Annotated in this window: 14 protein-coding genes; all 14 read left to right on the top strand. The window is 45.2% G+C overall.

Annotated elements, in window-relative coordinates; genetic code table 11:
- Nucleotides 1-153 precede the first annotated feature (153 nt).
- The 14 genes from BQ7997_RS00835 (at nt 154) to BQ7997_RS00765 (ending at nt 26,004) form a co-directional block, all read left to right on the top strand.
- A complete protein-coding gene (locus tag BQ7997_RS00835) occupies nt 154-3,258 on the top strand; it encodes a SusC/RagA family TonB-linked outer membrane protein (protein WP_073342571.1) in 3,105 nt (1,034 codons plus the stop codon).
- 33 nt (nt 3,259-3,291) lie between these two features.
- Nucleotides 3,292-4,995 (top strand): RagB/SusD family nutrient uptake outer membrane protein, encoded by a 1,704-nt coding sequence (locus BQ7997_RS00830; RefSeq protein ID WP_073342776.1) that lies wholly within the window; start codon nt 3,292-3,294, stop codon nt 4,993-4,995.
- 13 nt (nt 4,996-5,008) lie between these two features.
- Entirely contained in the window at nt 5,009-6,403 is a 1,395-nt protein-coding gene (locus tag BQ7997_RS00825) for a DUF4960 domain-containing protein (protein ID WP_073342779.1), read from the top strand.
- A 33-nt stretch (nt 6,404-6,436) separates the two neighbouring features.
- Nucleotides 6,437-8,008, top strand: a complete 1,572-nt coding sequence (locus BQ7997_RS00820) for a glycoside hydrolase domain-containing protein (protein WP_073342568.1) — start codon at nt 6,437-6,439, stop codon at nt 8,006-8,008.
- A gap of 130 nt (nt 8,009-8,138) precedes the next feature.
- On the top strand, nt 8,139-9,971 hold the full coding sequence (locus BQ7997_RS00815) for a glycoside hydrolase family 32 protein (RefSeq protein WP_073342565.1): 1,833 nt from the start codon (nt 8,139-8,141) through the stop codon (nt 9,969-9,971).
- Between the two features lie 392 nt (nt 9,972-10,363).
- Nucleotides 10,364-11,533, top strand: coding sequence for an MFS transporter (locus tag BQ7997_RS00810; RefSeq protein ID WP_073342562.1), 1,170 nt, complete (start codon nt 10,364-10,366; stop codon nt 11,531-11,533).
- A gap of 35 nt (nt 11,534-11,568) precedes the next feature.
- Nucleotides 11,569-12,456 carry a carbohydrate kinase family protein gene (locus BQ7997_RS00805; RefSeq protein WP_022140174.1) on the top strand — a complete coding sequence of 296 codons (888 nt, stop codon included), beginning with the start codon at nt 11,569-11,571 and terminating at the stop codon, nt 12,454-12,456.
- Nucleotides 12,457-12,693: 237 nt separating this feature from the next.
- Entirely contained in the window at nt 12,694-13,542 is an 849-nt protein-coding gene (locus BQ7997_RS00800; protein WP_044653168.1) for a BRO-N domain-containing protein, read from the top strand.
- 347 nt (nt 13,543-13,889) lie between these two features.
- Entirely contained in the window at nt 13,890-19,454 is a 5,565-nt protein-coding gene (locus BQ7997_RS00790) for an alpha-2-macroglobulin family protein (RefSeq protein ID WP_073342557.1), read from the top strand.
- 14 nt (nt 19,455-19,468) lie between these two features.
- Nucleotides 19,469-22,279: a substrate-binding domain-containing protein gene (locus BQ7997_RS00785; protein ID WP_317044999.1), complete on the top strand. Its 2,811-nt coding sequence runs from the start codon at nt 19,469-19,471 to the stop codon at nt 22,277-22,279.
- A gap of 127 nt (nt 22,280-22,406) precedes the next feature.
- Nucleotides 22,407-22,745, top strand: coding sequence for an MGMT family protein (locus BQ7997_RS00780; RefSeq protein ID WP_073342551.1), 339 nt, complete (start codon nt 22,407-22,409; stop codon nt 22,743-22,745).
- Nucleotides 22,746-23,041: 296 nt separating this feature from the next.
- The gene (locus BQ7997_RS00775; protein ID WP_073342548.1) at nt 23,042-24,268 is read left to right on the top strand and encodes a quaternary amine ABC transporter ATP-binding protein; all 1,227 of its coding nucleotides are present in this window, start codon (nt 23,042-23,044) and stop codon (nt 24,266-24,268) included.
- On the top strand, nt 24,265-25,092 hold the full coding sequence (locus BQ7997_RS00770; protein WP_073342545.1) for an ABC transporter permease: 828 nt from the start codon (nt 24,265-24,267) through the stop codon (nt 25,090-25,092). Before BQ7997_RS00775 ends, BQ7997_RS00770 begins: the two co-directional genes overlap by 4 nt.
- 48 nt (nt 25,093-25,140) lie before the next feature.
- Entirely contained in the window at nt 25,141-26,004 is an 864-nt protein-coding gene (locus tag BQ7997_RS00765; RefSeq protein WP_044655963.1) for a glycine betaine ABC transporter substrate-binding protein, read from the top strand.
- Nucleotides 26,005-26,061: the final 57 nt, after the last annotated feature.

Raw genomic sequence — 26,061 nt, 5'->3', positions numbered from 1 at the left:
TAAAACCCTAAAAATAAGGGCACATGCAACAAAAATAACAGCCTTTGAAACATTTCTTTCAGCCGATTGACATAAATCAACCGTAATTTGCATCATCGATAAAAAGAAAATTCGTACTTTTAAATTAATAACATTAAACTAGTGCTCAGTATTATGAAGAACAAAAAACTTCTTAGCAGCGTTTGTTTCCTGTTTGCTTTCATGTCTAGTCTTTGGGGGCAAGGCATTACGGTGAAGGGAAACGTTACTTCCAAGACGGATGGACAGCCGATTATCGGTGCTTCCGTCATTGAAACCACAGCTACGACCAACGGAACAATTACCGACTTTGACGGTAACTTCACCCTTTCCGTTCCTGCCAGTTCAACCTTAAAGATTTCGTATATCGGCTATAAACCGATGACCGTGAAAGCGGCTGCTTCTATCCGTGTACTATTAGAAGAAGATACACAGATGGTAGATGAAGTCGTAGTGACGGGCTACACCACCCAGCGCAAAGCCGATTTGACCGGAGCAGTCTCCGTCGTTAAGGTAGACGAGATTCAGAAACAAGGTGAGAACAACCCTGTGAAAGCCCTTCAAGGACGTGTCCCCGGTATGAACATTACAGCCGATGGTAACCCGAGCGGTTCCGCCACCGTCCGCATCCGCGGTATCGGTACGCTGAACAATAACGACCCTCTTTATATTATCGACGGAGTACCGTCCAAAGCCGGTATGCACGAACTGAACGGAAACGACATCGAATCCATCCAAGTATTAAAAGATGCTGCTTCCGCTTCAATTTACGGTTCGCGTGCTGCTAACGGTGTAATCATCATCACCACCAAACAAGGCAAGAAAGGTCAAGTCAAAATCAACTTCGACGCCTCAGTATCCGCTTCCATGTACCAGTCCAAACTCGATATGATGAATACCGAACAATACGGACGTACCTTATGGCAAGCCAACGTGAACAGCGGCAATAATCCGAACGCCAACTCTATCGGCTATCAATACGACTGGGGATACAATGCCGAAGGACGTCCCGTACTGAACAACATCTACGTCCCCAAATTCATAGATGAAGCCAATACAATCGCCATCGGCGATACGGACTGGTTCGACGAAATCACTCGTACCGGCTTTATCCAGCAATACAACCTCTCGCTGAGTAACGGTACGGAACGCGGCAACTATTTCTTTTCTTTAGGATATTATAAGAACGACGGTCTGATAAAGTACACCGACTTCGACCGCATCTCCGCCCGTATCAATAGCGATTATAAAGTAATAGGTAATCTCCTGACCATCGGTGAACACTTCACCCTCAACCGTACCACCGAAGTGCAAGCCCCAAGTAATATAATGAGCGACGCAATGATTGCCCTTCCGATGATTCCCGTGCGCACGGTAGACGGAACTAACTGGGGCGGCCCCAACAGCACCATGCCCGACCGCCAGAACGTAGCGCGTGTAGTCTACGACAACCGCAACAACCGCTATACCTACTGGCGTATCTTCGGTGACGCATACGTCAACCTGAACCCCTTGAAAGGACTCAATATCCGTTCCACCTTCGGCTTGGACTACGCACAGAAATACCAGCGCAACTTCACGCTCCCTTACAACACCGGCTTTCTGAACAGTGACAAAGACGCAGTGGAAATGAAACAGGAACACTTCACCAAATGGATGTGGAACGCCGTTGCCACCTACGAACTGGAGATAGGCAAACACCGTGGCGACGTCATGGCTGGTATGGAGCTGAACCGTGAAGACGACATCAACTTTGCTGCCTACCGCGAAGGATTTGCCATCCTGACTCCCGACTATATGTATCCGTCCGCAGGCGTCGGACAATCACAGGCAAGCGGTGGTGCAGGCGGCTTCTCTCTCGTTTCCTTCTTCGGAAAACTGAACTACTCCTACGCTGACAAATATTTGCTTTCATTTACGCTCCGCCGTGACGGCTCTTCTCGTTTCGGTAGCAACAATAAATACGCCACTTTCCCTTCCGTCTCCCTGGGATGGCGTATCAGCGAAGAAGCATTTATGGAAAAGACCAGAAGTGTAATTGACGACTTGAAAATTCGTGCCGCATGGGGACAGACTGGTAATCAGGATATTGAGAACTATGCCCGCTATTCCATCTACGAATCCAAATACGGCACAGGTAATCCCCCCACTTACGGCACTTCTTATGATATTACCGGCAACAACGGCGGCGGACTGCTCCCTTCCGGCTTTGTCCGCACTCAAATAGGAAACGACGACATCAAATGGGAAACAACCACTCAAACCAACATCGGTCTTGATTTCAGCCTGTTCAACCAAACCTTGTACGGCTCTGCCGAATACTACTACAAGAAAACGACAGACATTCTGATTAAACCCTCTTACATCGCTATTCTTGGCGAAGGTGGCGGTCAGTGGCGGAATGCCGGTTCGATGGAGAACAAAGGCTTCGAATTCCACCTGGGCTATCGTAACAAAACAGCTTTCGGATTGAGTTATGACATAAATGCGAATCTTGGATTGTATCGCAACAAAATCCTGTTCGTTCCCAGTGAAGTAGCTTCTACCGGTGACTTCGGCGGTGACGGGGTGATGAATATTATCGGACATTCCATCAATATGAGAGCAGGCTATATCGCCGACGGTATTTTCAAATCTCAGGAAGAAGTAGATAACCATGCCGACCAGACAGGAAAAGGCATCGGACGTATCCGCTACAAAGACCTGGATAATAACGGAGTCATCGACACCAAAGACCAGACATGGATTGGTGACCCGAATCCCGACTTCACCTACGGCTTGAATATTTATTTGGAATACAAAAACTTCGACCTCACCATGTTCTGGCAAGGCGTACAAGGCGTCGATGTCTACAACGAAGTGAAGAAGAACACCGACTTCTGGTCGGTAGGCGACATGAACGCCAACCGCGGAACCCGCCTGCTGGGTGCATGGACACCGGAGAATCCGAACTCGAACATTCCCGCCGTCTGCCTTGAAGACTTGAATAACGAAAAAAGAATCTCAAGCTACTATATCGAAAACGGTTCCTACCTGAAACTCCGTAATCTGCAACTGGGCTACACACTGCCGACGGAACTTTCAAAGAAAATCAAGATGGAACGCCTGCGATTCTACTTCAGCGCACAGAACCTGCTCACCATCAAGAGCAAGAACTTCACCGGCATGGATCCCGAAAATCCGAACTTCGGCTATCCAATCCCCTTGAACTTGACATTCGGCTTCAACATCGGCTTTTAATTCATTCATCTTTAAACAACAAGAATCATGAAAATCAAGAAACTATATATATCCTCTTTGCTCTTGGCCGCCTCTCTGATAGGCACTACCGGTTGCGACGATTTCCTGAACAGAGATTTGCAGGGAAGTTCTGACGAAGGGCAGACCATCAACCCCGAGAATGTAGACAATCTTGTGATTGCCGCCTACGCCCACATGGTTTCCGGCGAGGACATGAACAGCCCTTTCAGCCTTTGGCCCTACGGCAATGTCCGTGCGGACGACGCTTACAAAGGCGGAGCGAACTCCGAAGACGGCTCTCATTTCCACTTTCTGGAGATAGCCACAGGCATGACTACCGACAACTGGGCTTTTGATGATATCTGGTATCGCCTCTACTCGGGCGTAGCACGTGCCAACGCCGCCTTGAAATCACTGGACGGAATGGACGAAGCCACCTACCCGAAGAAAAACGAACGTATCGGTGAAATGCGTTTCCTGCGCGGGCACTATATGTTCCTGCTGAAAGTAATGTTCAAGCACATCGTATATGTGGACGAAACCATCCCGACCACGGACTACACCAAGATTTCCAACCGCCAGTACACCAATGACCAGCTTTGGCAAAAGATAGCCGATGACTTTAAGTTCGCCTACGACCATCTGCCCGACACCCAAGTAGAGAAAGGCCGTCCCACACAAGCCGCCGCTTCCGCCTACCTGGCAAAGACCATGCTTTATAAAGCCTACCGCCAAAACGAAAAGAACGAAGTGACCGAAGTTAACGAAGACGACTTGAAAGCGGTATTGACTTATACCGATAACGCCATCATGACTGCCGGCGGTTTCGGATTGGAAGAAGATTTCGCCTACAACTTCCTGCCGCAATACGAAAACGGAAAAGAATCCATCTGGGCAGTCCAGTACTCACAGGATGACAATACGATGTATGGCAATCTGAATTTTGGGAATGAACTGACAGCTCCCCAATACTTCGGATGCTGTGACTTTCAGAAACCGAGCCAGAATCTTGTCAATGCTTTCCGTACCGAAAGCGGCAAACCGTTGTTCGATAGCTATAACGCCAAGGACAACTACGATGCCCAAAGTGAATACGACCCCCGTCTCTTCCACACGGTAGCCATCCCCGGATTCCCTTATAAGTATAACGTAAACTATACTTTCGACAAATCATGGACACGCAACGACCAGGAATACTACGGACTCTACTCTTCATTGAAAGAAAACGTAGACCCCGACTGCTCTTGCTTGAAGAAAGTAAACTCTCCTTTTGTAGCTAACTCGATGAACCGTATCGTATTGCGCTATGCAGACGTGGTACTGATGCGTGCTGAAGCCCTGATTCAGTTGAACCGGCTGTCGGAAGCCCTGCCGCTGGTCAACGATATACGTAACCGTGCGGCCCGTAGCACAACGCTTGTTTTTGATTACGGAGCAAATTTCAATGTAGCCCCTTATACGGTAGCCGACTGGTCGGATAAAAGCGCCGCAATGAGGGACCTTAAATGGGAACGCCGTCTGGAATTGGCTTTGGAAGGAAGCCGTTTCTTCGACCTGGTTCGCTGGGGAGACGCCGCAACGGTCATGAATCAGTATTACCATTCGGAAGCCGGTCGCCGTTCATACTACTCGAACGCAAACTTCACGGCCGGAAAGAATGAATATCTGCCTATACCGCAGAAACAGATAAATTATAGCGGTGGTTTGTATCAGCAAAATAATGGTTGGGATAATTAATAAACAGGAAACGATGAAGACTTTGATTAATAAAATATATATGATGCTGTTGGTTGCGCTGGCTTTCTCCGCAACCGGATGCAGTGATGACGATGATACTTCTTTTGCCTTGAACGGTGATGCATGGATTATTTCTTTCCGTATCCAGGGAAACGACCGCTTTATCATAGAACAGGATAATCAGGCGAAAACGATAAAGGTACATGTGACGGACGATACTGACATAACTAACCTGGTGCCTGTATTCACTTTGTCCGAAGGCGCTTCGGCAAGTCTCGAAAGTGGCAAACCTGTCAACTTTACCATGCCGGTGGTAGTGAAAGTCACCAATGGCAATGTATTCATGAACTATACGATTTCCGTGGAACCGGACAAACCGCTGATTACCAAGTTCATGATAGGAGAGTCTGCCGGTAGAATCAATGAAACGGACAAGACGATTCTGGTATATGTACTCGATGATGTAGACGTGACGGCTTTGTCGCCAATAGTGACTGTCCCGGATGGGGCCACGGTAAGTCCGTTGTCCGGCACTACGCTCGATTTCACTACTCCGAAAGAATATACAGTGACGAACCGCCTGAACGTGGCTACCTATACCGTCACAGTAGAGAAAGTGAAATCGGTGGAACCGATGGCATTTGTTGGTTTGGCTACTACGGTTGCCGAACTGCCCGAAGAAGAAAAAGCGGCGGCTACATGGATGCTGGAGAAATTTCTGGGAGCGCGATATGTTTCTTACCTTGAGATAAGAGATGGCAATGTGACACTTGCTCCGGCAAACTTCCGGACGGTTTGGTTCCATGACAGCAATGACGGTTGGCCGGATTTGAACTGGGATACTAAAGATAAGATAAGAGACTATTACGCAAATGGTGGAAATCTCTTGCTGACAGGTGAATGTTTGAAATATATCGGTGACCGCTGGATGATTCCGGCAGACGGGAAAGGACCTAACAACACATTCCCTGATTCCAAACCGGATTACACTTCGGATGCTCCGGGCAGTTTCGTAATCGGAGCCGGTCATGAAAGCCATGCTATCTTTGAAGGCTTATCTGTCGAAAACGGTTCATTGGTTAAATTGACAGATACCGGTTATCGTTGCACCAATCGTACATTGCGTTGGTATATCGGTCCTAACTGGGGCGATTACCAATCAGTAGAAAACTGGAAGAATAGCACTGGTGGCATTGATTTGGGCTACGCCGGAACCGAGGGAGATGATAAAGACGGAATTGTCATTGCGGAAATTACTCCGCGCACGGTTGCAGGAAAGACAACAGGCCGAGCCATCTGTATCGGCACTCCATTCTATGACTGGTATGACGAGAATAATTCCGGTAATCAATATCAGTACAATGTGATGAGAATGACGGAAAATGCGATTGATTATTTGAGTAAGTGACATCGTTTAATCTAACAGAAAGAAAAGAAAATTATGAAAACTATGATAGTAATAGCTTCAATACTGGGTATGTCAATGTCGTTCGCTGCTTGCAGCGACGACAACGCCCCGGTGATAACAGATAAGAACCTGGACGAAACAACGACCTTCTTCAGTTCGACAGAACCCAGTAATTACAGTACCTACTATAAACCCTATGTCGGTTATGTAGGCGACCCGATGCCTTTTTTCGACCCCGTGAGCAAGGAGTTTCGCATCCTCTATCTTCAAGACGACCGCGACGGCAACTCTACCATTTACCATCCCATCCACGAACTGGCAACCACGGACGCGGCAAACTACACCTCTTTCCGTGAAGCCATCCCCTGTGGCACGGCAGTAGAAGACGACCCCGCCATCGGCACAGGAAGTACAATCTATGATGAGGCCGGCAAGACCTATTGTACTTTCTATACCGGACACAAATCCGCCGAGCCCCGCGAAGTGATTCTGCTGGCCACTTCCAAAGATTGCAGGACATGGACTAAAGACCGTTCTTTCCGTCTGCCTTCCCCCGTGGAGCAAGGATATGACAAGAACGAATTCCGCGACCCGTATGTCTTTTATGATGAGGACGCGCAGCTTTACCGGATGCTGATTTCAACCCTGAAAGATGGTAAGAGCGTGATTGCACAGTTTACCTCGACCAACCTTCGCAACTGGACATTGGCAGCACCTTTCTTTACGAATATATGGGGACGTTTCTACGAATGTCCCGACGTATTCAAGATGGGTAACTATTGGTACATGATTTACTCCGATAAGGACGTCACCCGCATGGTGCAATACTTCTACGCAAGTACACTGGACGAATTGATGAATCTCCCCAGTGACAGATACCCGTCCACCCTTCCTGACGAAGGAAAACTGGAAGCTACTTCTTTCTATGCAGGCAAAACGGCAAGCGACGGACAGAACCGCTATCTTTGGGGCTGGTGTGCCACCCGCGAAGGCAGGAGAACAACAGGCAACGCTGATTGGGCAGGGGCCTTGGTAGCTCATAAACTGGTTCAGAACGAAGACGGCACATTAAGCCTGAACGTCCCGCAAGCCATCTCCGCCAAGTACTCACAACCAGTCGCCTTGACCGAAAAGGCGAGAGTAGGAGAGGTTACATCTGCCGCTTCTTCCTATACCTTAAAGACGAACTCCTTTGTCCGTTTCGCCCGCTTGGGAAACCAGAATAAGATAACAATGACCGTAACTGTCCCCGAAGGAACCGATGCCGTATTCGGACTGTCGTTTGTAGATTGCAGCGACAAGGAAGAAAAGGCGCGTATCTTCATCGAAGATAAGTACGGTTATCTGAAAATGAAAGAAGTGGCAGTAAATGAAAAGACAGGTGAATGGAACGATGCGCTTTCTATCACAGAGCGTACCATCGTTCCGGCCGCAGACAATGTATATCACATCGAAGCCTACACCGAACAATCCGTATGTGTAGTCTATGTCAACGGCAGATACGCATTCACCAACCGTATCTACGATTTGGCCAAGAACCCGTGGTCTGTCTTCTGTACGGATGGCGAAGTCACCGTATCCGACATAAAACTGAGTACTTATTAACCCGAAAGTAACATCTTTTACAGCGTTTGAAACAAATGTGATAGGCGCTCTGCTCCATTGCGCCTATCTTTGCACTGTAAACAAGAAATGTAATATCATAAAATAAGTAGCAACCTTAATACCATAAAACATGAATGTATTTTTGCCTTTGAAAAAACTTCAGACTCTTCTGATTTGTTTTACGCTTATGACTGTTTCACTCTCACTCCGAGCGGCTGATTCTTCCTTATTGATAAAGGATTTGGGAGAAGGTTATTGTCTGGTGCGTGTCAACACGAATCAGAAATACCTGCTGTTGCCCGTAGAAGATGCGTCTCCCGATGTACGTATCAATATGATTGTTAATAATAAAGAAGTAAAGAATTTCGATGTCCGGCTGGCTATCAATAAAGTGGATTACTTTGTTCCGGTAGACCTTTCCGATTATTCCGATCAACTGATTTCTTTCAAATTCAAACTGAACTCGAACGACCCGGTTCGCGTCAACCTTTCACCGGACAACACTGCCTGCTGCAAGGAAATGAAGTTATCCGACACATTCGATACTTCCAATCGCGAGAAGTTCCGCCCCACTTATCATTTTTCACCTCTTTACGGATGGATGAACGACCCGAACGGAATGGTATATAAAGACGGTGAATACCACCTGTTCTACCAATACAACCCTTACGGTTCCAAATGGGGCAACATGAACTGGGGACATGCCATCAGTAAAGACCTGGTTAACTGGGAACACCGTCCGGTTGCCATTGCTCCCGATGCTTTCGGAACGATATTCAGCGGCTCGGCAGTAGTAGACCATAACAATACCGCCGGCTTCGGCGCAGGCGCCATCATCGCCATCTATACACAAAACGGCGACCGCCAGGTACAAAGCATCGCTTACAGCACCGACAACGGGCGTTCATTCACCAAATACGAAAACAACCCCGTCCTGGTTTCCGGGGCCCGCGACTTCCGCGACCCGAAAGTCTTTTGGTACGAAGGAACAAAACGTTGGATTCAAGTGCTTGCCGTAGGACAGGAAATGCAAATCTTCTCTTCTCCGAACTTGAAAGACTGGACATTTGAAAGCAGCTTCGGCGAAGGATACGGCGCTCACGGTAATGTGTGGGAATGTCCCGACCTCTTCGAACTTCCCGTGGAAGGAACCAATGAAAAGAAATGGGTACTGCTTTGCAGTCTCGGTGACGGCCCTTTCGGAGATTCCGCCACTCAATATTTTGTCGGCAGCTTTGACGGAAAGAAATTTGTCTGTGACAACCAACCGGAAGCTACCAAATGGATGGACTGGGGAAAAGACCATTACGCCACCGTGACTTGGAGTGATGCCCCCGACAACCGTCGTATCGCTATCGCATGGATGAGCAACTGGCAGTATGCCAACGACGTCCCGACTTCCCAATACCGTAGCCCGAACTCTGTTCCTCGCGACTTGAGCCTGTTTGCCGTAGACGGTGGGATTTATCTCAAATCCGCTCCCTCTCCCGAACTGTTGAAACTGCGCGACATTTCAAAGAAACGTTCGTTCAAAGTAAGCGGAACACGCACGGTCAAAGAAATGATTCCAGGCAACGAAGGTGCTTACGAAATAGAACTGAGCATCAAGAACCAACATGCAGCCATTATCGGCTTCCGTCTCTACAACGATAAAGGCGAAGAAGTGGATATGCAATATGATATGAAAGAGAATAAATTCTCTATGGATCGTCGTAAAAGCGGAGATGTCGGCTTCAACGAAAACTTCCCGATGCTGACATGGACGGCTATCGAAAGCGGAAGGAACGAATTGAAACTTCGCCTGTTTGTAGATAAATCAAGTGTAGAAGCATTCGGTGACGGTGGACGTTTCGCGATGACCAATCAGGTATTCCCGTCGGAACCTTACAGTCACATCGACTTTTACAGCAAGGGCGGAGCTTACAAGGTAGATTCGTTTGTGGTTTACCGGTTGAAGCCATAGGCTTCTTCTATGCAATCTATACGCTCTTTTCCCGATTCCCTACGGCAGAGTATATCTACCCTTACGGATTACTACACTTAAGGTAACGGTATACTTCTGCCAAGCTTACGGTATGGTCAGCTTACCACGACCGTGGTAGCTTCTTCTCACAGCCATGAAGAGAACCTACCACAGCCATGAAAAGAATTCGTCACGGCCGTGACAAACCAACAATATCGTAGCTTTCATCCTATTATAGCGGTAGGAAGTGCGAATCGGATAAGGGGCAAACAGGTTTACTCCCGTAGGGGCGGACAAGTTAGGCCCTAAGGATACAGAAATTATATAATAACAGATTCACTTTGTAGCATACGGATAAACAGGTATGCGAAATTTAAGTAAAAGATATAATAATGGAAAACAGTAAAAACTCTTCTCTCTCCAAACTCATTCCGGTGATGTTATGTTTCTTCGCCATGGGATTCGTTGACTTGGTAGGCATTGCTTCCAATTATGTAAAGGCAGACCTTGGTCTGTCGGACTCACAAGCAAACATTTTTCCTTCACTCGTCTTCTTCTGGTTCTTGATTTTCTCCGTACCGACAGGGATGCTGATGAGCCGTATCGGTCAGAAGAAAACCGTATTGCTCAGTCTACTTGTGACATTCGCTTCGCTATTGTTGCCGGTTTTCGGTGACAGTTATATGTTGATGCTGATTTCTTTCTCCCTTTTGGGTATCGGAAACGCATTGATGCAGACTTCTCTGAATCCGTTGCTTTCCAACATTGTGCGGGGTGACCGTCTGGCGAGCAGCCTAACTTTCGGTCAATTCGTAAAAGCGATTGCTTCTTTCCTTGCACCGTATATAGCCATGTGGGGAGCGACGCAAGCCATTCCGTCTTTCGACTTGGGTTGGCGGATTCTTTTCCCTATTTATATGATAGTGGCCGTCGTTGCCATTCTCCTGCTCAATGTCACACAGATTGAAGAGGAAAAGGAAGAGGGAAAACCGTCTACTTTCGGTCAGTGCCTTGCCTTGCTCGGCAAACCGTTTATCTTACTTTGCTTTATCGGCATCATGTGTCATGTCGGCATCGATGTAGGTACAAACACTACCGCCCCGAAGATTCTGATGGAACGTATCGGTATGGGACTGGACGATGCCGCTTTTGCGACAAGCCTTTATTTTATCTTCCGTACGGCAGGCTGTTTTCTGGGTTCTTTCATTCTGCGCAAGATGTCTCCGAAATCTTTCTTCGGCATCAGCGTAGTAATGATGCTCGTTGCCATGACAGGTTTGTTTATCTTCCACGAGAAAGCGATTATCTATGCTTGTATCGCCTTGATTGGTTTCGGCAACTCTAACGTATTCTCCGTCATCTTCTCGCAGGCATTACTTTATCTGCCGGGTAAGAAAAACGAAGTTTCCGGCTTGATGATTATGGGGCTTTTCGGTGGAACGGTATTCCCGTTGGCGATGGGACTGGCTTCGGATACTTCTATGGGACAGAACGGTGCGATTGCCGTTATGACAATCGGAGTGCTTTATCTGCTGTTCTATACGTTCCGTATCAGAAAATAATTTTATATTTGGGAATCAATTAAACTCTGTTTATCATGAATAATATAATAGTAGGAATGGGCGAAGCACTATGGGATGTGCTGCCCGAAGGAAAGAAAATAGGTGGTGCTCCGGCAAACTTTGCTTACCATGTTTCACAATTCGGCTTTGACAGCCGTGTAGTCAGTGCGGTAGGCAATGACGAATTGGGTGACGAGATAATGTCGGTCTTCAAGGAAAAGAAACTGAACACTCAGATTGAACGGGTAGATTATCCTACGGGTACGGTGCAGGTGACACTGGACGCCGAAGGTGTGCCCTGTTATGAAATCAAAGAGGGTGTCGCCTGGGATAACATTCCTTTCACGGACGAACTGAAACGCCTGGCTCTGAACACCCGTGCTGTCTGTTTTGGTTCATTGGCGCAGCGCAATGAAGCAAGCCGTGCCACTATCAACCGCTTCTTGGATACAATGCCCGATATAGACGGACAATTAAAGATATTCGATATCAATCTCCGTCAGGACTTCTACACCAAAGAAGTATTGCGCGAGTCTTTCCAACGTTGCAATGTCTTGAAGATTAACGATGAAGAACTGGTGACTATCAGCCGTATGTTCGGTTATCCGGGGATTGATTTGCAGGATAAGTGCTGGATTCTATTGGCCAAGTACAACCTGAAAATGCTGATTCTGACTTGCGGTATCAATGGCAGCTATGTATTTACTCCGGGTGTTGTCTCTTTTCAGGAAACTCCGAGAGTTCCCGTAGCTGATACGGTAGGGGCAGGCGATTCTTTCACAGCGGCTTTCTGTGCTTCTATCTTGAATGGCAAGCCGGTTCCTGAAGCACATAAGTTGGCGGTGGAAGTCTCCGCTTATGTATGTACGCAGAGCGGAGCGATGCCGGAACTGCCGCAGGTGTTGAAAGACAGACTATTGTAAATTGTCTTTAGAATATAAGGGTAGGGGTATATCTTAAATCAGGAGATATGTTCTTACTCTTTTTATAATTATTTTCCTTCTTCCGTTGAAAATTATCTTGTTTTTTAAAGAATGTTTCTTCGTAGGTTGTGTCATAAAATACCTACTTTTGCATAAACTTAATAACCCGCTTTGCTTGTTCCGATTACGATTGGTGGAGAGAGCTATTAATAATGTGAATAAAAAAATAGAATAGCAATGACAAAAAGAGAAGCATTAAAGTTGTTTCAGGACAAGAAAGTTCGTACGGTATGGGATGACGAACAGGAAAAGTGGTATTTTTCCATAGTAGATGTGGTGGCGGTGCTAACTGATAGTGTAGATTATCAAGCTGCAAGGAATTACTGGAAAGTATTGAAAAACAGGCTTTCAAAAGAGGGTAATGAAACGGTTACAAATTGTAACCAGTTGAAAATGCAAGCTGCTGACGGTAAAATGAGATTGACAGATGTAGCAGATACGGAGCAACTTTTCCGTCTTATCCAATCTATTCCTTCACCCAAAGCAGAGCCTTTCAAACAATGGATGGCACAAGTAGCCAGCGAGCGTATAGACCAACTGCAAGACCCGGAACTGTCCATTAATCAAGCAATGATGGATTATAAACGTTTGGGCTATTCGGATAATTGGATTAATCAGCGAATCAAGAGTATGGAAGTCCGTAAGGAGCTAACGGATGAATGGCAACGCAATGGAATCAACGGTACTCAATATGCTTCATTAACGGATATCATTACTCAGGAATGGAGTGGAAGAACAACTAAGGAATACAAGCAATTCAAAGGATTGAAGAAAGAGAATCTCCGCGATAACATGACGAATCTTGAGTTGGCACTTAATACTCTTGCTGAAGCTTCAACGGCAGAAATCTCGAAACAGAAGAACCCCAAGGGATTCAATCAGAACGCCAAGGTTGCCAAAAGTGGTGGTAGTGTAGCCAAGGCTGCAAGAATGCAACTGGAATCACAATTAGGACGTCCTGTCATATCTTCAGCTAAAGCGAATGATTATTTATTACCGGATGACATAGAACAAGGCGATGAATAACTGCTTTTCCTTTACTAAAAGGCTGAGCTGGTAATGAGACGTACAGGCATAAAAAAAGGAGCAACGCCTTGCTCCAACCTTTGTTAACCTTAAATCTAATACTATGAAAAATACATTGCAAAGATACGGACTTCTGTGAAATCTGCAAATAATCCAAATAAAAAGAGATGTTTTATAACATTGATTAAGCGTTTTGTTTATGCTTTACACTTTTGTTAATAATTTCCCGCCAAATATTTGTAGTCGTTCCGCTTTCTGTCAGAAGGGTAATTAGTAGAATAATCGAGTGATTATTAGCGAACTCGCGTATTTATTTTTATTTTTGTTCTGAATTAATGCAGAATACTATGAGCACCCCACAATTTCAGATAAAAAGCCTGTTACTACTGGTATTATTACTTTTTTCGGGACGGACTTTCGGACAACCGATGCTTGGAAGCGACGCTTCTCCCGAAACGGTTGTTTTCGAACTGACCAATAAAGATGCTTTGAAACTTCTCAAAGGTAAACTCGGACGTAAGGATTGGGACAGAATACAACAAACGCCATTTGCCCGTTTTACCAAAACATGGACTGATCTTCCCGCCAAAGGGCATTTCCTGTTGGCGGATGTAGAACGGAATGAAGTTCATTACCGGTATGCTCCGGTGATTCCTTTTCATGTTTTTCTGTTCAAAGAGTATGGGGTACTGACCCTTCAAGTGGTTGATGCCGAAGGAACAATCAGAAAAGATGCTAAAGTACGTGTTGGCGGCAGGGCGGTATATTACGATAAAGACAGCCAGACATATACGGATGATAACTGGTCGCAGAAAGAACAACATATCCTGACGGTGGAGTTAGACAAGTTCAGGGCAGTATTTGATTTGCGCAAACATCTTGTTTCGCCTTGGTATCGGAATGATTATGGGCAACAAAGCGGCCCGGAATTTTATAGTTATCTGATTACGGATAAGAATAAATATAAACCGGGCGAGACGGTTCGCTTTAAATCTTATGCTCTTTCGGAGCATAAACGACCTTTGAAACAGGAACTTTCTTTATGGATGCGTACCGGTTCTTCCGGACGCGACTATAAGAAGATAATGCCTGTCACTCCTTATCATCCGGGGGGATATGCAGGAGAATTTCAGTTGGACGATTCATTGAATCTGAAGTTAGACCAAATGTATGTCATGCAGCTTCGTGACAAGCGGGGGCGTATTGTCAGTTCTACGGGGTTCAGATACGAGGATTATGAGCTGAACGGGAATAAGTTGCTTGTCAAGTTGGCTTCGAATGTGCAGTATGCTCCACAGAGCAACCGGATAGATATTAGTGCCACGGATGCCAACGGACTTCCTCTGCGGGAAGTGAATGTGGAAGTTACCATCAACAGGCAGCAAGTGTTGAAATCTTATACGGAAATCCTCTCTTTGCCGGATACGTTGATGTCTGTACAGGCGGAACTGGATGTCTCAGGAAAAGCCTCGGTAGATATTCCTTCTAAAATATTCGGCGCTTCCGACTGCTTTTATAGTGTAAATGCCGTGTTGCTGACTGCCGATAATAACCGGTTGGAACAGTACGACAAGGCAACCTTTTATCATTGCAACCATGATATACAATATACGACGCAGGCGGATACCATTACTTTCTCATTCTTCGACCTGGGCGTGGAACGTCCGGTAGCGGCGGAACTGGTTTATGGAGATAAGAAAGAAGTAAAGAAAATCCGTTTGCCTTATCGGGAACCATTCAACCAGTCTGTTTCCGACTATCGGTTTAAAATCCCTGAAGCGGATTATGAAACAGTCATTACTGCCGACAGACTGGATTCCAGACTGAAATTGAACGGTGGCATAGAAAAGGACTCGTTCTGCGTCTCTCTTTCCAATCCTCTGCAACTGGAACTTTCTTGGTATGTATATCAAGGCAACCGGTTATTGCAAAAAGGTTCGGGGAAAGAGATGGAATATCGCTCCGGTGAAGTTGACCCGTCTTCTGTCTATTACGTGGAGATATTCTATTTTATGGGAGATAAGGAATGTATGCTGAAACGCTCGTACACATCTCCTTCCGAACGCTTGTTGATTGAATCCGATTTGCCCGAACGTGTGTATCCCGGACAGAAAGTAACCACAAAACTAAATGTAACGAATATCCAGGGACATCCGGTCGCCAATGTGGACTTGACGGCTTTTGCTGTGAATAGTCAATTAAATTATTATGTACCCGATTTGCCTTATTATGGCAGCGCTCCCCGTCCGCGTGAGCAGCGTGCTTCTTATTCGATGCAGCAAAAAGAATATCTGCATACCGGCAAGTTGGATTATCAACGTTGGAACCAGTTGCTTCATTTGGAAAAGTTGCTTTATTATCAGTTTGCCTATCCTTCGGGAAAGCTGTTCAGGCAGACGGCGGACACGTCGGATGGAACTACCCAGTTTGCTCCTTATGTGATGCTGAACGGGGAAGCGGTGAATATTTATGTGATTGAGCAGGACGATGTTCCCTGCTATTTCTCGTGGACAGAGCAACCGAAAGAGTATTCTTTTCCTGTGCTTCATCCGCAGGGAAAGCAGAAGATAACTTTACGGATGCATGACCGAGCTTTTATTATTGACTCTTTGGCCTTTGAACGGGGCAAGAAAACGATACTAAGTTTTGATATGAATCAGTTGCCGCAAGGCGTATCAATGGTTTGGCTAAGACATAAGAAGGGGAAATATTATGAGTATAAGTTTACCCCGGAAGAGAAAAAACGATATGAACGGTATCTTTGCCGGCTTCCCGTAGCGGAAGGGTGGGGATATACTTCCCTTGAACATAAGGGAGATTTGTTTCCTGTTTCACTTCAGGGATTGCCGCGTTATAAGAAGAATATATTGGCAGGGCCGGTAGAGCCGGGACTTTGGAAATATATGAATGGCGTACTCTACCGGCATGAAGGCGGTTTCTCTTATGAGTTTGAGGGGAATGTAGTCTATAAGTATAAGGATGACGAGCTGTGTCCGCGCCGTTTATACTTTTCATCTGTGGCTAAGATTTCCACTTTGGACGATTCCCACTTGTCGCCGGAAAGATTCCGTAAGCTAGTGGAAGAACATAAGAAAGGAATCAGTTGGCATCCTTCCCGGATTTATTTTTCTTTGCCGGACAAGAAGTTGAACTTCCGTCTTCCCGAAGAAAAGGATTCTACCGGAGTGGCGAACTTGTTCTTCAGGGATTGTGCTACCGGGGAAATGCACTACCCGGATACACTGGTGCGGAAAAGCAGGATATATTCAAAACTTCCTGCGGGCATCTATGATGCTATTCTCCTTTATAGGAATGGGAAGTATCTGAAGCGGGACAGTTTGCGGATAAGTCCTTATACTTATATGGACGTTAATATGGAATCTCTGTCATTGCATGAATGTGATTCTTTATCTGCCAAATGGCTTTTGGCGGGAGGAGAAGCCGGTTTTATCGGAACGAATCCGTCTTTTGGCAAAACGATGAGGATAACGCAGTATGTTCGCCATTATGGAGGAAAGATTTGCGGGTATGTCGTTGATTCTACGGGAGAAGGATTGATAGGATGCAGTGTGTTGGTGAAAGGAACGATGGAAGGGACGATAACTAATGTGGACGGATATTTTGAAATGGATTGTGACAGGAGCGGAGATTTGCTTCAGATTAGTTATATCGGGTTTAAATCACAGGAAATAATGGCAACTCCCGGCATGAATCTGATGATTACGTTAGAAGAAGATAGTCAGGCGTTGGAAGAAGTGGTAGTTGTTGGATATGGAATAAGTGTCAGGCGTTCGTTGACGGGAGCTGTTGCCGGACTTTCGGCGGATTCTTCTACCCCGGCTTCCGCGCCTTTAGAGAAACTGGAAGAACAGGATAAAGAAACTAAGGACGAAGTGGATGCCGGTCAAATCTATAATGAGTTGATGCAATTAAGCGGATTGCGCCGGAACTTCTCGGATGTAGCTTTCTGGCAACCCCGCTTGTTGACGGATAAAACCGGAACAGTCCGGTTTGAGACGACTTTCCCAGATAATATGACGAAATGGGAAGCGGTGGTCTATGCTATGAACCGACGTTTGCAGACGGGCACTTTCCGCCGTTCCGTCCGCTCCTACAAGCCGTTGATGGCGGAACTGAAAACTCCCCGTTTCCTGATAGATGGAGACCAAAGTGCATTGGTCGGAATGATTCGTAATTATTTGGAAGGGCAGCAGATAAAAGGAAACGTGCAGTTCTGTGTTGATGGGGATGCCAGGACGGAGCGTGAAGTAAATCTGACGCAAGGATTTCATGAAACGTTGCCGATGCAGGTCGCGAATACCGATAGTGTGACAATGAGTTATCTTTTCACTCGTGACGATGGATATAAGGATGGGGAAGAATATACAATTCCTGTATTACCGCAAGGTACGGAACAGGCTGAAGGTACGTTAAGTATCTTATCCGATACGAAAACGGTCAAAGTACAATCCGGCAAGGATGAAGAGGTCACGGTTAGTATCATGGACAACCAACTGGATGTTTATAAAGAATCGGTGAATTACCTGAACGGATACAAATATTTATGTAATGAGCAACTGGCATCCAAATTAATAGGTTTGTTGGCCTATCAAAAGTTGATGCAAAATAAGGGCAAACCGGAAGAAACGGATAAGGCAATCAAATCTATTGTCCGCAAGTTGGTGAACAATCAGAATAAGCAGAAGCTATGGTCGTGGTGGGGAAATATGGAAAATACTTCTTACTGGATGTCGGCACATATCCTGCGGGCTTTGAAATTAGCGAAAGATGCAGGCTATACAGTAGACTTGAACCTGAACGGATTGGAAATAAATTATACCCATGTGCGTCCTTATCGGGGGATGAAACTGGATGATATAGAAATACTTCATGCATTGTATGAATGGGGAGTTCGGGCGGATTATTCTTCTGCTGTCAAATTGTTGCAACCGTTTGTCCGGCAACAGGAACAGAAGGAGGATTCACTGGCAAACAGATATAAGGATTACCGTCCTCGCTCGTATCTGAAAGAAAAGCTGCTTCTTTGGGAAATCAAACAGCAAGTGGATTCAGTAAATGTAGGCGATAGTGTGAATCATTATTTGAAAAGAGATATATTGGGCGGTGTTTATTGTGATGACGGGCGGCGTACTTCTTTCTGGTCTTGGGAAGGAAATAAAATGATAAATACTCTGATTGCTTACCGGATTATCAAGAATGATTCTTCCTTATATAAGCTGAAAGACAAGATGCAACTATACATTCTGCGGACTAAAGACCGTGGTTGGAATACTTATCAAGCTTCTTCTGCCGTGGCAACCATCCTCACTGATATATTAAAAGAATCGAAAGGCACAACGGGGACGACTGTATCCGTGAGCAGTAAGGACAACAAACGAATTACGGAATTTCCTTATCAAGCCCGGCTGACAGCAGGAGAGAGTCTGCTTATTTCAAAAACAGGAAAAGAACCTTTATTGTATAGTGTCTATTCGACGAAGCGTGTAATGGACGCTCGTGAAAGCGATTCATTCAAGGTAGAATCGACTTTGGGGACGGACTCCTTAGTGGCGGGTATGCCTGTCACGCTGACGGTTACCTTGCAGGTGAAACAGGAAGGAGCACAGTATGTAATGCTCGAAGTTCCTATCCCGGCAGGTTGCAGCTATGCTTCAAAACCTGTTAATTTTTCCGGTGGCGAAGTGTATCGTGAATATTTTAAGGAGAAAACCGTTATCTTTAGCGAAAAATTACCGATAGGTACTTATAGGTTTACGATTCCTCTGCTTCCACGGTTTACCGGTAAATATACACTGAATCCTGCGAAAGTGGAATTGATGTACTTCCCGGTAGTGAATGCTAATAACGAAGGGAAAAGAATTTGGATTACAGAAAGAAATACGAAAGAATGAAAACAATTAAGGCGATGAAATATACGAAATGGATAGTGATATTGTTTTGTCTTTTAGGAATGGTTGCCTGTCGGCAGGATGCTCCCCGTTTCCGTATTGGGGTGGCTCAATGTAGTGATGATTCGTGGCGGCACAAGATGAATGATGAAATTCTCCGTGAAGCGATGTTCTATGACGGGGTATCGGTCGAAATACGTTCTGCCGGAGATGATAATCGCCGGCAGGCGGAAGATATTCATTATTTTATTGACAAAGGGGTTGATTTACTGATAATCTCTGCCAACGAGGCAGCTCCCATGACTCCGATAGTGGAAGAAGTCTATCAAAAGGGAATCCCCGTCGTTTTGGTAGACCGGAAGATTCTTTCTGATAAATATACTGCATATATCGGTGCTGATAATTATGAAATAGGCCGTGCGGTGGGAAACTACATTGCATCCAGCCTGAAAGGAAAAGGAAATGTGGTGGAGCTTACCGGCTTAGGTGGCTCGACTCCTGCTATGGAACGGCATCAGGGCTTTATGGCTGCCATCAGTAACTTCCCGGACGTCAAACTGATTGACAAGGCGGATGCTGCCTGGGAGCGTGGCCCGGCAGAAGTGGAAATGGATAGTATGCTCCGTCGTAATCCGAAGATTGATGCCGTATATGCTCATAATGACCGTATAGCTCCGGGAGCTTATCAGGCCGCCAAGAAAGTGGGACGGGAAAAGGAAATGATGTTTGTCGGTATTGACGCTCTGCCGGGTAAAGGAAACGGACTTGAACTTGTGCTTGATAGTGTGTTGGACGCCACCTTTATTTATCCTACCAATGGCGACAAGGTATTGCAGTTGGCGATGAATATCCTTGAGAAAAAGCCTTATCCTAGAGAAACTGTGATGAATACCGCTGTTGTAGACCGTACAAACGCACACGTCATGCAACTTCAGACTACTCACATCTCAGAACTGGACCAGAAGATAGAAACCTTAAACGGACGTATCGGTGGATATCTGTCACGTGTAGCTACGCAGCAGGTTGTCATGTATGGTGGTTTGGTCATTCTTTTATTGGTGGCGGGGTTGTTATTAGTCGTTTATAAGTCGCTTCGCTCTAAAAACAGGCTGAATAAAGAATTGTCGGAGCAAAAGAGACAGTTGGAAGAGCAGCGCGATAAACTGGAAGAGCAACGGGATAAGTTAGAGGAACAACGTGACAAACTGGAAGAACAGCGTGACCAATTAATACAGCTTTCTCATCAACTGGAAGAAGCCACTCACGCCAAACTTGTTTTCTTTACGAACATCTCCCATGATTTCCGTACTCCATTAACTTTGGTTGCCGACCCGGTAGAACATCTGTTGGCCGATAACACATTAAGTGGTGACCAGCACCGGATGTTGATGCTGATACAACGGAACGTAAATATCCTCTTGCGTTTGGTCAATCAGATATTGGATTTCCGTAAATACGAAAATGGCAAGATGGAATATACTCCCGTTCCGGTAGATATTCTTTCTTCTTTCGAAGGTTGGAATGAGTCTTTCCTGGCGGCAGCCCGCAAAAAGCATATTCATTTCTCTTTTGACAATATGCCGGATACGGACTTCCGTACCTTGGCAGATGTAGAGAAGTTGGAACGCATTTATTTTAATCTTCTCTCCAATGCCTTCAAGTTTACTCCGGAGAATGGTAAAGTTACCGTCCGTTTGTCTACCTTGACAAAAGAGGATAACCGATGGATTCGTTTTACCGTATCCAACACCGGTTCGATGATTTCCGCAGAACATATCCGGAGTATTTTTGACCGTTTCTATAAAATAGATATGCACCATGCCGGTTCGGGAATAGGGCTGGCATTAGTAAAGGCTTTCGTTGAGTTGCATGGTGGAACTATATCAGTGGAAAGTGATGAAAAGCAAGGAACTGTCTTTACCGTGGATTTACCGGTACGAACGTGTGATACTCATACTGTGGAAGACCTTTTGACATCTTCTGCTTCTTTCGCTTCTTCTGTTTCTGAATCTTCTTCACTGAATGACGCTTTATCCATTGGAGAAGAAGAGAAACCGGGAAAAAGTTATGACCCTTCCAAAACTTCCGTGCTTATCATTGATGACAATGCAGATATCCGTTCATATGTTCATGGACTACTTCATACAGACTATACTGTCATTGAAGCAGCCGACGGTTCGGAAGGTATCCGCAAAGCTATGAGATATGTTCCGGATCTGATTATCTCCGATGTGATGATGCCCGGTATTGACGGCATTGAATGTTGCCGCCGACTGAAAAGTGAATTACAAACATGTCATATTCCTGTTATCCTTCTGACAGCCTGTTCTTTAGATGAACAACGAATCCAAGGATACGACGGTGGCGCAGATTCTTATATCTCCAAACCTTTCAGTTCGCAATTGCTACTGGCACGTGTCCGCAACCTGATAGATTCGCATCGTCGCCTGAAACAATTCTTTGGTGACGGACAGACATTGGCAAAAGAAGATGTCTGCGATATGGACAAGGATTTTGTAGAAAAGTTCAAAGCCTTGATTGACGCGAAAATGGGAGACTCCAATTTGAACGTAGAAGATTTAGGCAAAGATATGGGATTAAGCCGTGTACAGCTTTATCGGAAAATAAAATCTCTGACTAACTATTCTCCTAATGAATTACTTCGGATTGCCCGCCTGAAGAAAGCGGCTTCCCTGCTTGCTTCATCGGATATGACTGTCTCTGAGATAGGTTATGAAGTCGGCTTCAGTTCTCCTTCTTATTTTACTAAATGTTATAAGGAACAGTTTGGTGAGAGCCCGACGGATTTGTTGAAGAGAAAAGGATAGGGTAATGGTTTGTTTCAAAACATATTGAAGCCCCAATGAGTTGCAGGCTTATTTGATACAATCTTATTATTTGCAAATACCTTTCTTTTTATTTAGTTTTGTAGACTTGATAAGTAAAGTTTAAGCAATGAAAGATTATAAAGTAGATAAAGCGAGCCTTTCCGACGACTTCTGCCGGGAAGTATATCAGGTGGTCTGTGAAATTCCTTCAGGTAAAGTTTCCACTTATGGTGGTATAGCTGCATTATTGGGCATACCTCAATGCTCCCGCATGGTAGGTCGTGCCCTGAAGCAAGTGCCGGATGAAGTCTCTGCGCCTTGTCATAGGGTTGTCAATGCATCGGGACGTCTCGTTCCCGGTTGGGAAGAGCAAAAACTATTACTCTTGGAAGAAGGGATTTCTTTCAAACAAAATGGGTGCGTAGACTTGAAAAAGCATCTTTGGAACTACTCCGTTTCTGAATAAAATTTGCATCTTTAATCCATTTTGCCTATCTTTGCAGTAACAATATGCAAAAACAGGCTGTAATTCGTATATAAAAATACTGTTTTTTACTGTTCATTGAGAGGATAATCTTATCAAATTCTATTCCTTTTAAACCACTCAGTCTGTTTTTTTAATCATTAAAACTCATCAGGTTGTCATGTTATAATGTAACGTGATCGAACCAAGCGAACTTTCAACTTGTTTATCATTGGTGAGAATGATAAGCGCAACAGTTGGAAACAAAACAAATATTATAATCTAAACCAATATATTATATGAGCAAAATAGAAATAAAGGATTTATATCTCATCTTCGGTCATGAGAAACAGAAAGCACTCAAGATGCTGAAAGAAGATAAGAGCAAAGCGGAAATCCTGAAAGATACCGGGTGCACGGTAGGAGTGAAAGATGCCAATCTTTCAATTAACGAGGGAGAATTTTTTGTGATAATGGGACTCTCCGGTAGTGGAAAATCGACATTACTACGTTGTATAAACCGTTTGATACGTCCCACATCGGGGCAAGTACTCGTCAATGGAGTAGATATTTCCAAAGTATCCGAAAAAGAACTCTTGCAAGTCCGTCGAAAAGAACTGGCTATGGTTTTTCAGAACTTCGGGTTGTTGCCCCATCGTTCCGTATTACATAATATCGCATTCGGGCTCGAACTTCAGGGAGTGAAGAAAGAGGAACGTGAAAAGAAAGCCATGGAAAGTATGAAGTTAGTCGGGCTGAAAGGCTACGAGAATCAAATGGTAGGCGAGCTTTCCGGTGGGATGCAACAACGTGTCGGGCTAGCCCGCGCCTTGGCCAATAATCCCGAAGTACTTTTAATGGATGAGGCTTTCTCCGCCCTCGACCCTCTGATTCGCGTACAGATGCAGGATGAACTGCTGGCTTTGCAGTCAAAGATGAAAAAGACCATTGTCTTTATTACCCACGACTTGAGCGAAGCAATCAAACTGGGCGACCGCATTGCTATTATGAAAGACGGGGAAGTCGTACAAGTAGGAACTTCAGAAGAAATCTTGACCGAACCCGCCAACGACTATGTAGCCCGCTTCGTGGAAAACGTAGACAGAAGCAAGATTATTACCGCTTCATCCCTGATGATTGACAAACCATTGGTTGCCCGCTTGAAGAAAGAAGGCCCCGAAGTACTGATCCGTAAGATGCGTGCGAAGAATATAACAGTACTTCCTGTCATAGATGCCGACGACAAGTTGGTAGGAGAGGTGCGTCTGAATGACCTGCTTAAACTGCGTAGTAAACAGGAGAAATCCATAGAACCTATTGTGCGGACAGAAGTCCATTCAGTACTATGCGACACGGTTCTGGAAGATATTCTCCCTCTGATGACAAAGAGCAATTCACCGGTTTGGGTGATTGATGAAACACATGAATTTCTGGGAACTATCCCGCTGTCATCCTTAATCATCGAAGTGACAGGAAAAGATAAAGAAGAAATAAACGAAATAATCCAAAACGCAATAGATTTATGATAAATATGGGACAATATATAGAAAGCGCCATCAACTGGATGATGGTACATTTCGCCACCTTTTTTGATGCCGTGAATGCAGGCATCGGTAGTTTCATCATCGGATTTCAACACATTCTTTTCGGAATCCCCTTTTATATAACCATCCTCGTACTTGCCGTCGCAGCCTGGATGAAAGCAGGACGCGGAACTGGTATCTTCACCGTACTAGGCTTATTGTTAATCTACGGTATGGGATTTTGGGAAGCGACCATGCAAACTCTGGCTCTCGTATTATCATCTACCTGTCTGGCCTTGGTTGTCGGTGTTCCTTTAGGAGTATGGACGGCAAACAGTCCGCGTGCGGATAAGATACTCCGCCCCATTCTTGACTTGATGCAGACTATGCCTGCCTTTGTCTATCTGATTCCTGCCGTTCTTTTCTTCGGCTTGGGGGCAGTGCCCGGAGTGTTTGCAACCATCATTTTTGCGATGCCGCCCGTAGTCCGCCTTACCGGATTGGGAATCCGGCAAGTTCCTAAAAATGTAGTGGAAGCTTCCCGTTCGTTCGGAGCTACCCGCTGGCAGTTACTTTATAAAGTACAGCTTCCTTTGGCGTTGCCTACCATCCTGACCGGAGTAAACCAAACAATCATGATGTCACTTTCCATGGTCGTAATCGCCGCAATGATTGCCGCCGGTGGTTTGGGAGAAATCGTATTAAAGGGTATTACCCAAATGAAAATCGGACTCGGATTTGAAGGCGGCATAGCAGTGGTTATCTTGGCTATCATCTTGGATCGTATCACACAAGGTATGGCAGGAAGAAAAAGCAAGAAGGACTAAAATAGAAAGGACTGAAACAAGAAAGACAGAAAACTGAAAGGAATAAAAATGAGAATATATAAATTAGTAGGAATCGTATTGTCCGCTCTGCTTTTGCTGGCTTCCTGTACGAATTCCGACTCAAATAAGAAAAAAGTAAAAATAGCCTATGCCAATTGGTTGGAAGGAATAGCCATGAGCCATTTGGCGAAAGTGGTACTGGAAGAACAAGGATACGAGGTTGAACTACAGAATGCCGACCTTGCACCCATCTTCGTATCCATATCCGGAAAGAATTCAGATGTCTTTTTGGATACCTGGTTACCGATAACAATGAAAGATTATATGGACCAATATGGTGATAGTATCGAATTTTTGGGCGAAGTATATGGAGAAGCGCGTGTCGGACTGGTCGTACCTCAATACGTTACCATTAATTCCATTGATGAACTGGCCGCCAATAAAGACCGGTTCTCTTCTGAAATAGTCGGAATAGATGCCGGTGCAGGAATCATGAAAACCACGGATAAAGCCATCTCGGCTTACGGCCTTGACGGCTATACACTGATGACTTCAAGTAGCTCGACGATGCTTGCATCTCTGAAAAAAGCGATGGAGAAAGGCGAATGGATAGTTATTACAGGATGGACACCACACTGGATGTTCGATCAGTTTGATTTGAAATTCCTGGAAGACCCGAAGAAAGTATATGGTGACTTGGAAGAAATCCATGCCATTGCCTGGAAAGGATTCAGTGAAAAAGACCCGTTCGCAGCGGAGTTCTTTGGTAATATCAAATTAACGACAGAGGAACTTAGCTCCTTTATGACAGCTATGAAAGACGCTCGGATGGATGAAGAAGATATAGCACGTAAATGGCGGGATGAACATCGGCAGTTGGTGGATAGCTGGATACCGAAATCAAAGGAATAACTGGCTTGGACATAAAAAAAAGGGAGTCATGCATTTGAGCAGACTCCCTTTTTATAT

Origin of the sequence: Bacteroides congonensis, assembly GCF_900130125.1 — a bacterium.
Taxonomy (GTDB): Bacteria; Bacteroidota; Bacteroidia; order Bacteroidales; family Bacteroidaceae; genus Bacteroides; species Bacteroides congonensis.
The sequence above is the reverse complement of the archived record's forward strand: the minus strand, read 5'-3'. Positions and strand labels throughout refer to the sequence as shown.

Excerpts from the sequence above, each read along its gene's own strand:
- BQ7997_RS00835 (WP_073342571.1), top strand. The coding sequence starts at position 154 with ATGAAGAACAAAAAACTTCTTAGCAGCGTTTGTTTCCTGTTTGCTTTC.
- BQ7997_RS00825 (WP_073342779.1), top strand. The coding sequence starts at position 5,009 with ATGAAGACTTTGATTAATAAAATATATATGATGCTGTTGGTTGCGCTG.
- BQ7997_RS00820 (WP_073342568.1), top strand. The coding sequence starts at position 6,437 with ATGAAAACTATGATAGTAATAGCTTCAATACTGGGTATGTCAATGTCG.
- BQ7997_RS00815 (WP_073342565.1), top strand. The coding sequence starts at position 8,139 with ATGAATGTATTTTTGCCTTTGAAAAAACTTCAGACTCTTCTGATTTGT.
- BQ7997_RS00810 (WP_073342562.1), top strand. The coding sequence starts at position 10,364 with ATGGAAAACAGTAAAAACTCTTCTCTCTCCAAACTCATTCCGGTGATG.
- BQ7997_RS00805 (WP_022140174.1), top strand. The coding sequence starts at position 11,569 with ATGAATAATATAATAGTAGGAATGGGCGAAGCACTATGGGATGTGCTG.
- BQ7997_RS00800 (WP_044653168.1), top strand. The coding sequence starts at position 12,694 with ATGACAAAAAGAGAAGCATTAAAGTTGTTTCAGGACAAGAAAGTTCGT.
- BQ7997_RS00790 (WP_073342557.1), top strand. The coding sequence starts at position 13,890 with ATGAGCACCCCACAATTTCAGATAAAAAGCCTGTTACTACTGGTATTA.
- BQ7997_RS00785 (WP_317044999.1), top strand. The coding sequence starts at position 19,469 with ATGAAATATACGAAATGGATAGTGATATTGTTTTGTCTTTTAGGAATG.
- BQ7997_RS00780 (WP_073342551.1), top strand. The coding sequence starts at position 22,407 with ATGAAAGATTATAAAGTAGATAAAGCGAGCCTTTCCGACGACTTCTGC.
- BQ7997_RS00775 (WP_073342548.1), top strand. The coding sequence starts at position 23,042 with ATGAGCAAAATAGAAATAAAGGATTTATATCTCATCTTCGGTCATGAG.
- BQ7997_RS00770 (WP_073342545.1), top strand. The coding sequence starts at position 24,265 with ATGATAAATATGGGACAATATATAGAAAGCGCCATCAACTGGATGATG.
- BQ7997_RS00765 (WP_044655963.1), top strand. The coding sequence starts at position 25,141 with ATGAGAATATATAAATTAGTAGGAATCGTATTGTCCGCTCTGCTTTTG.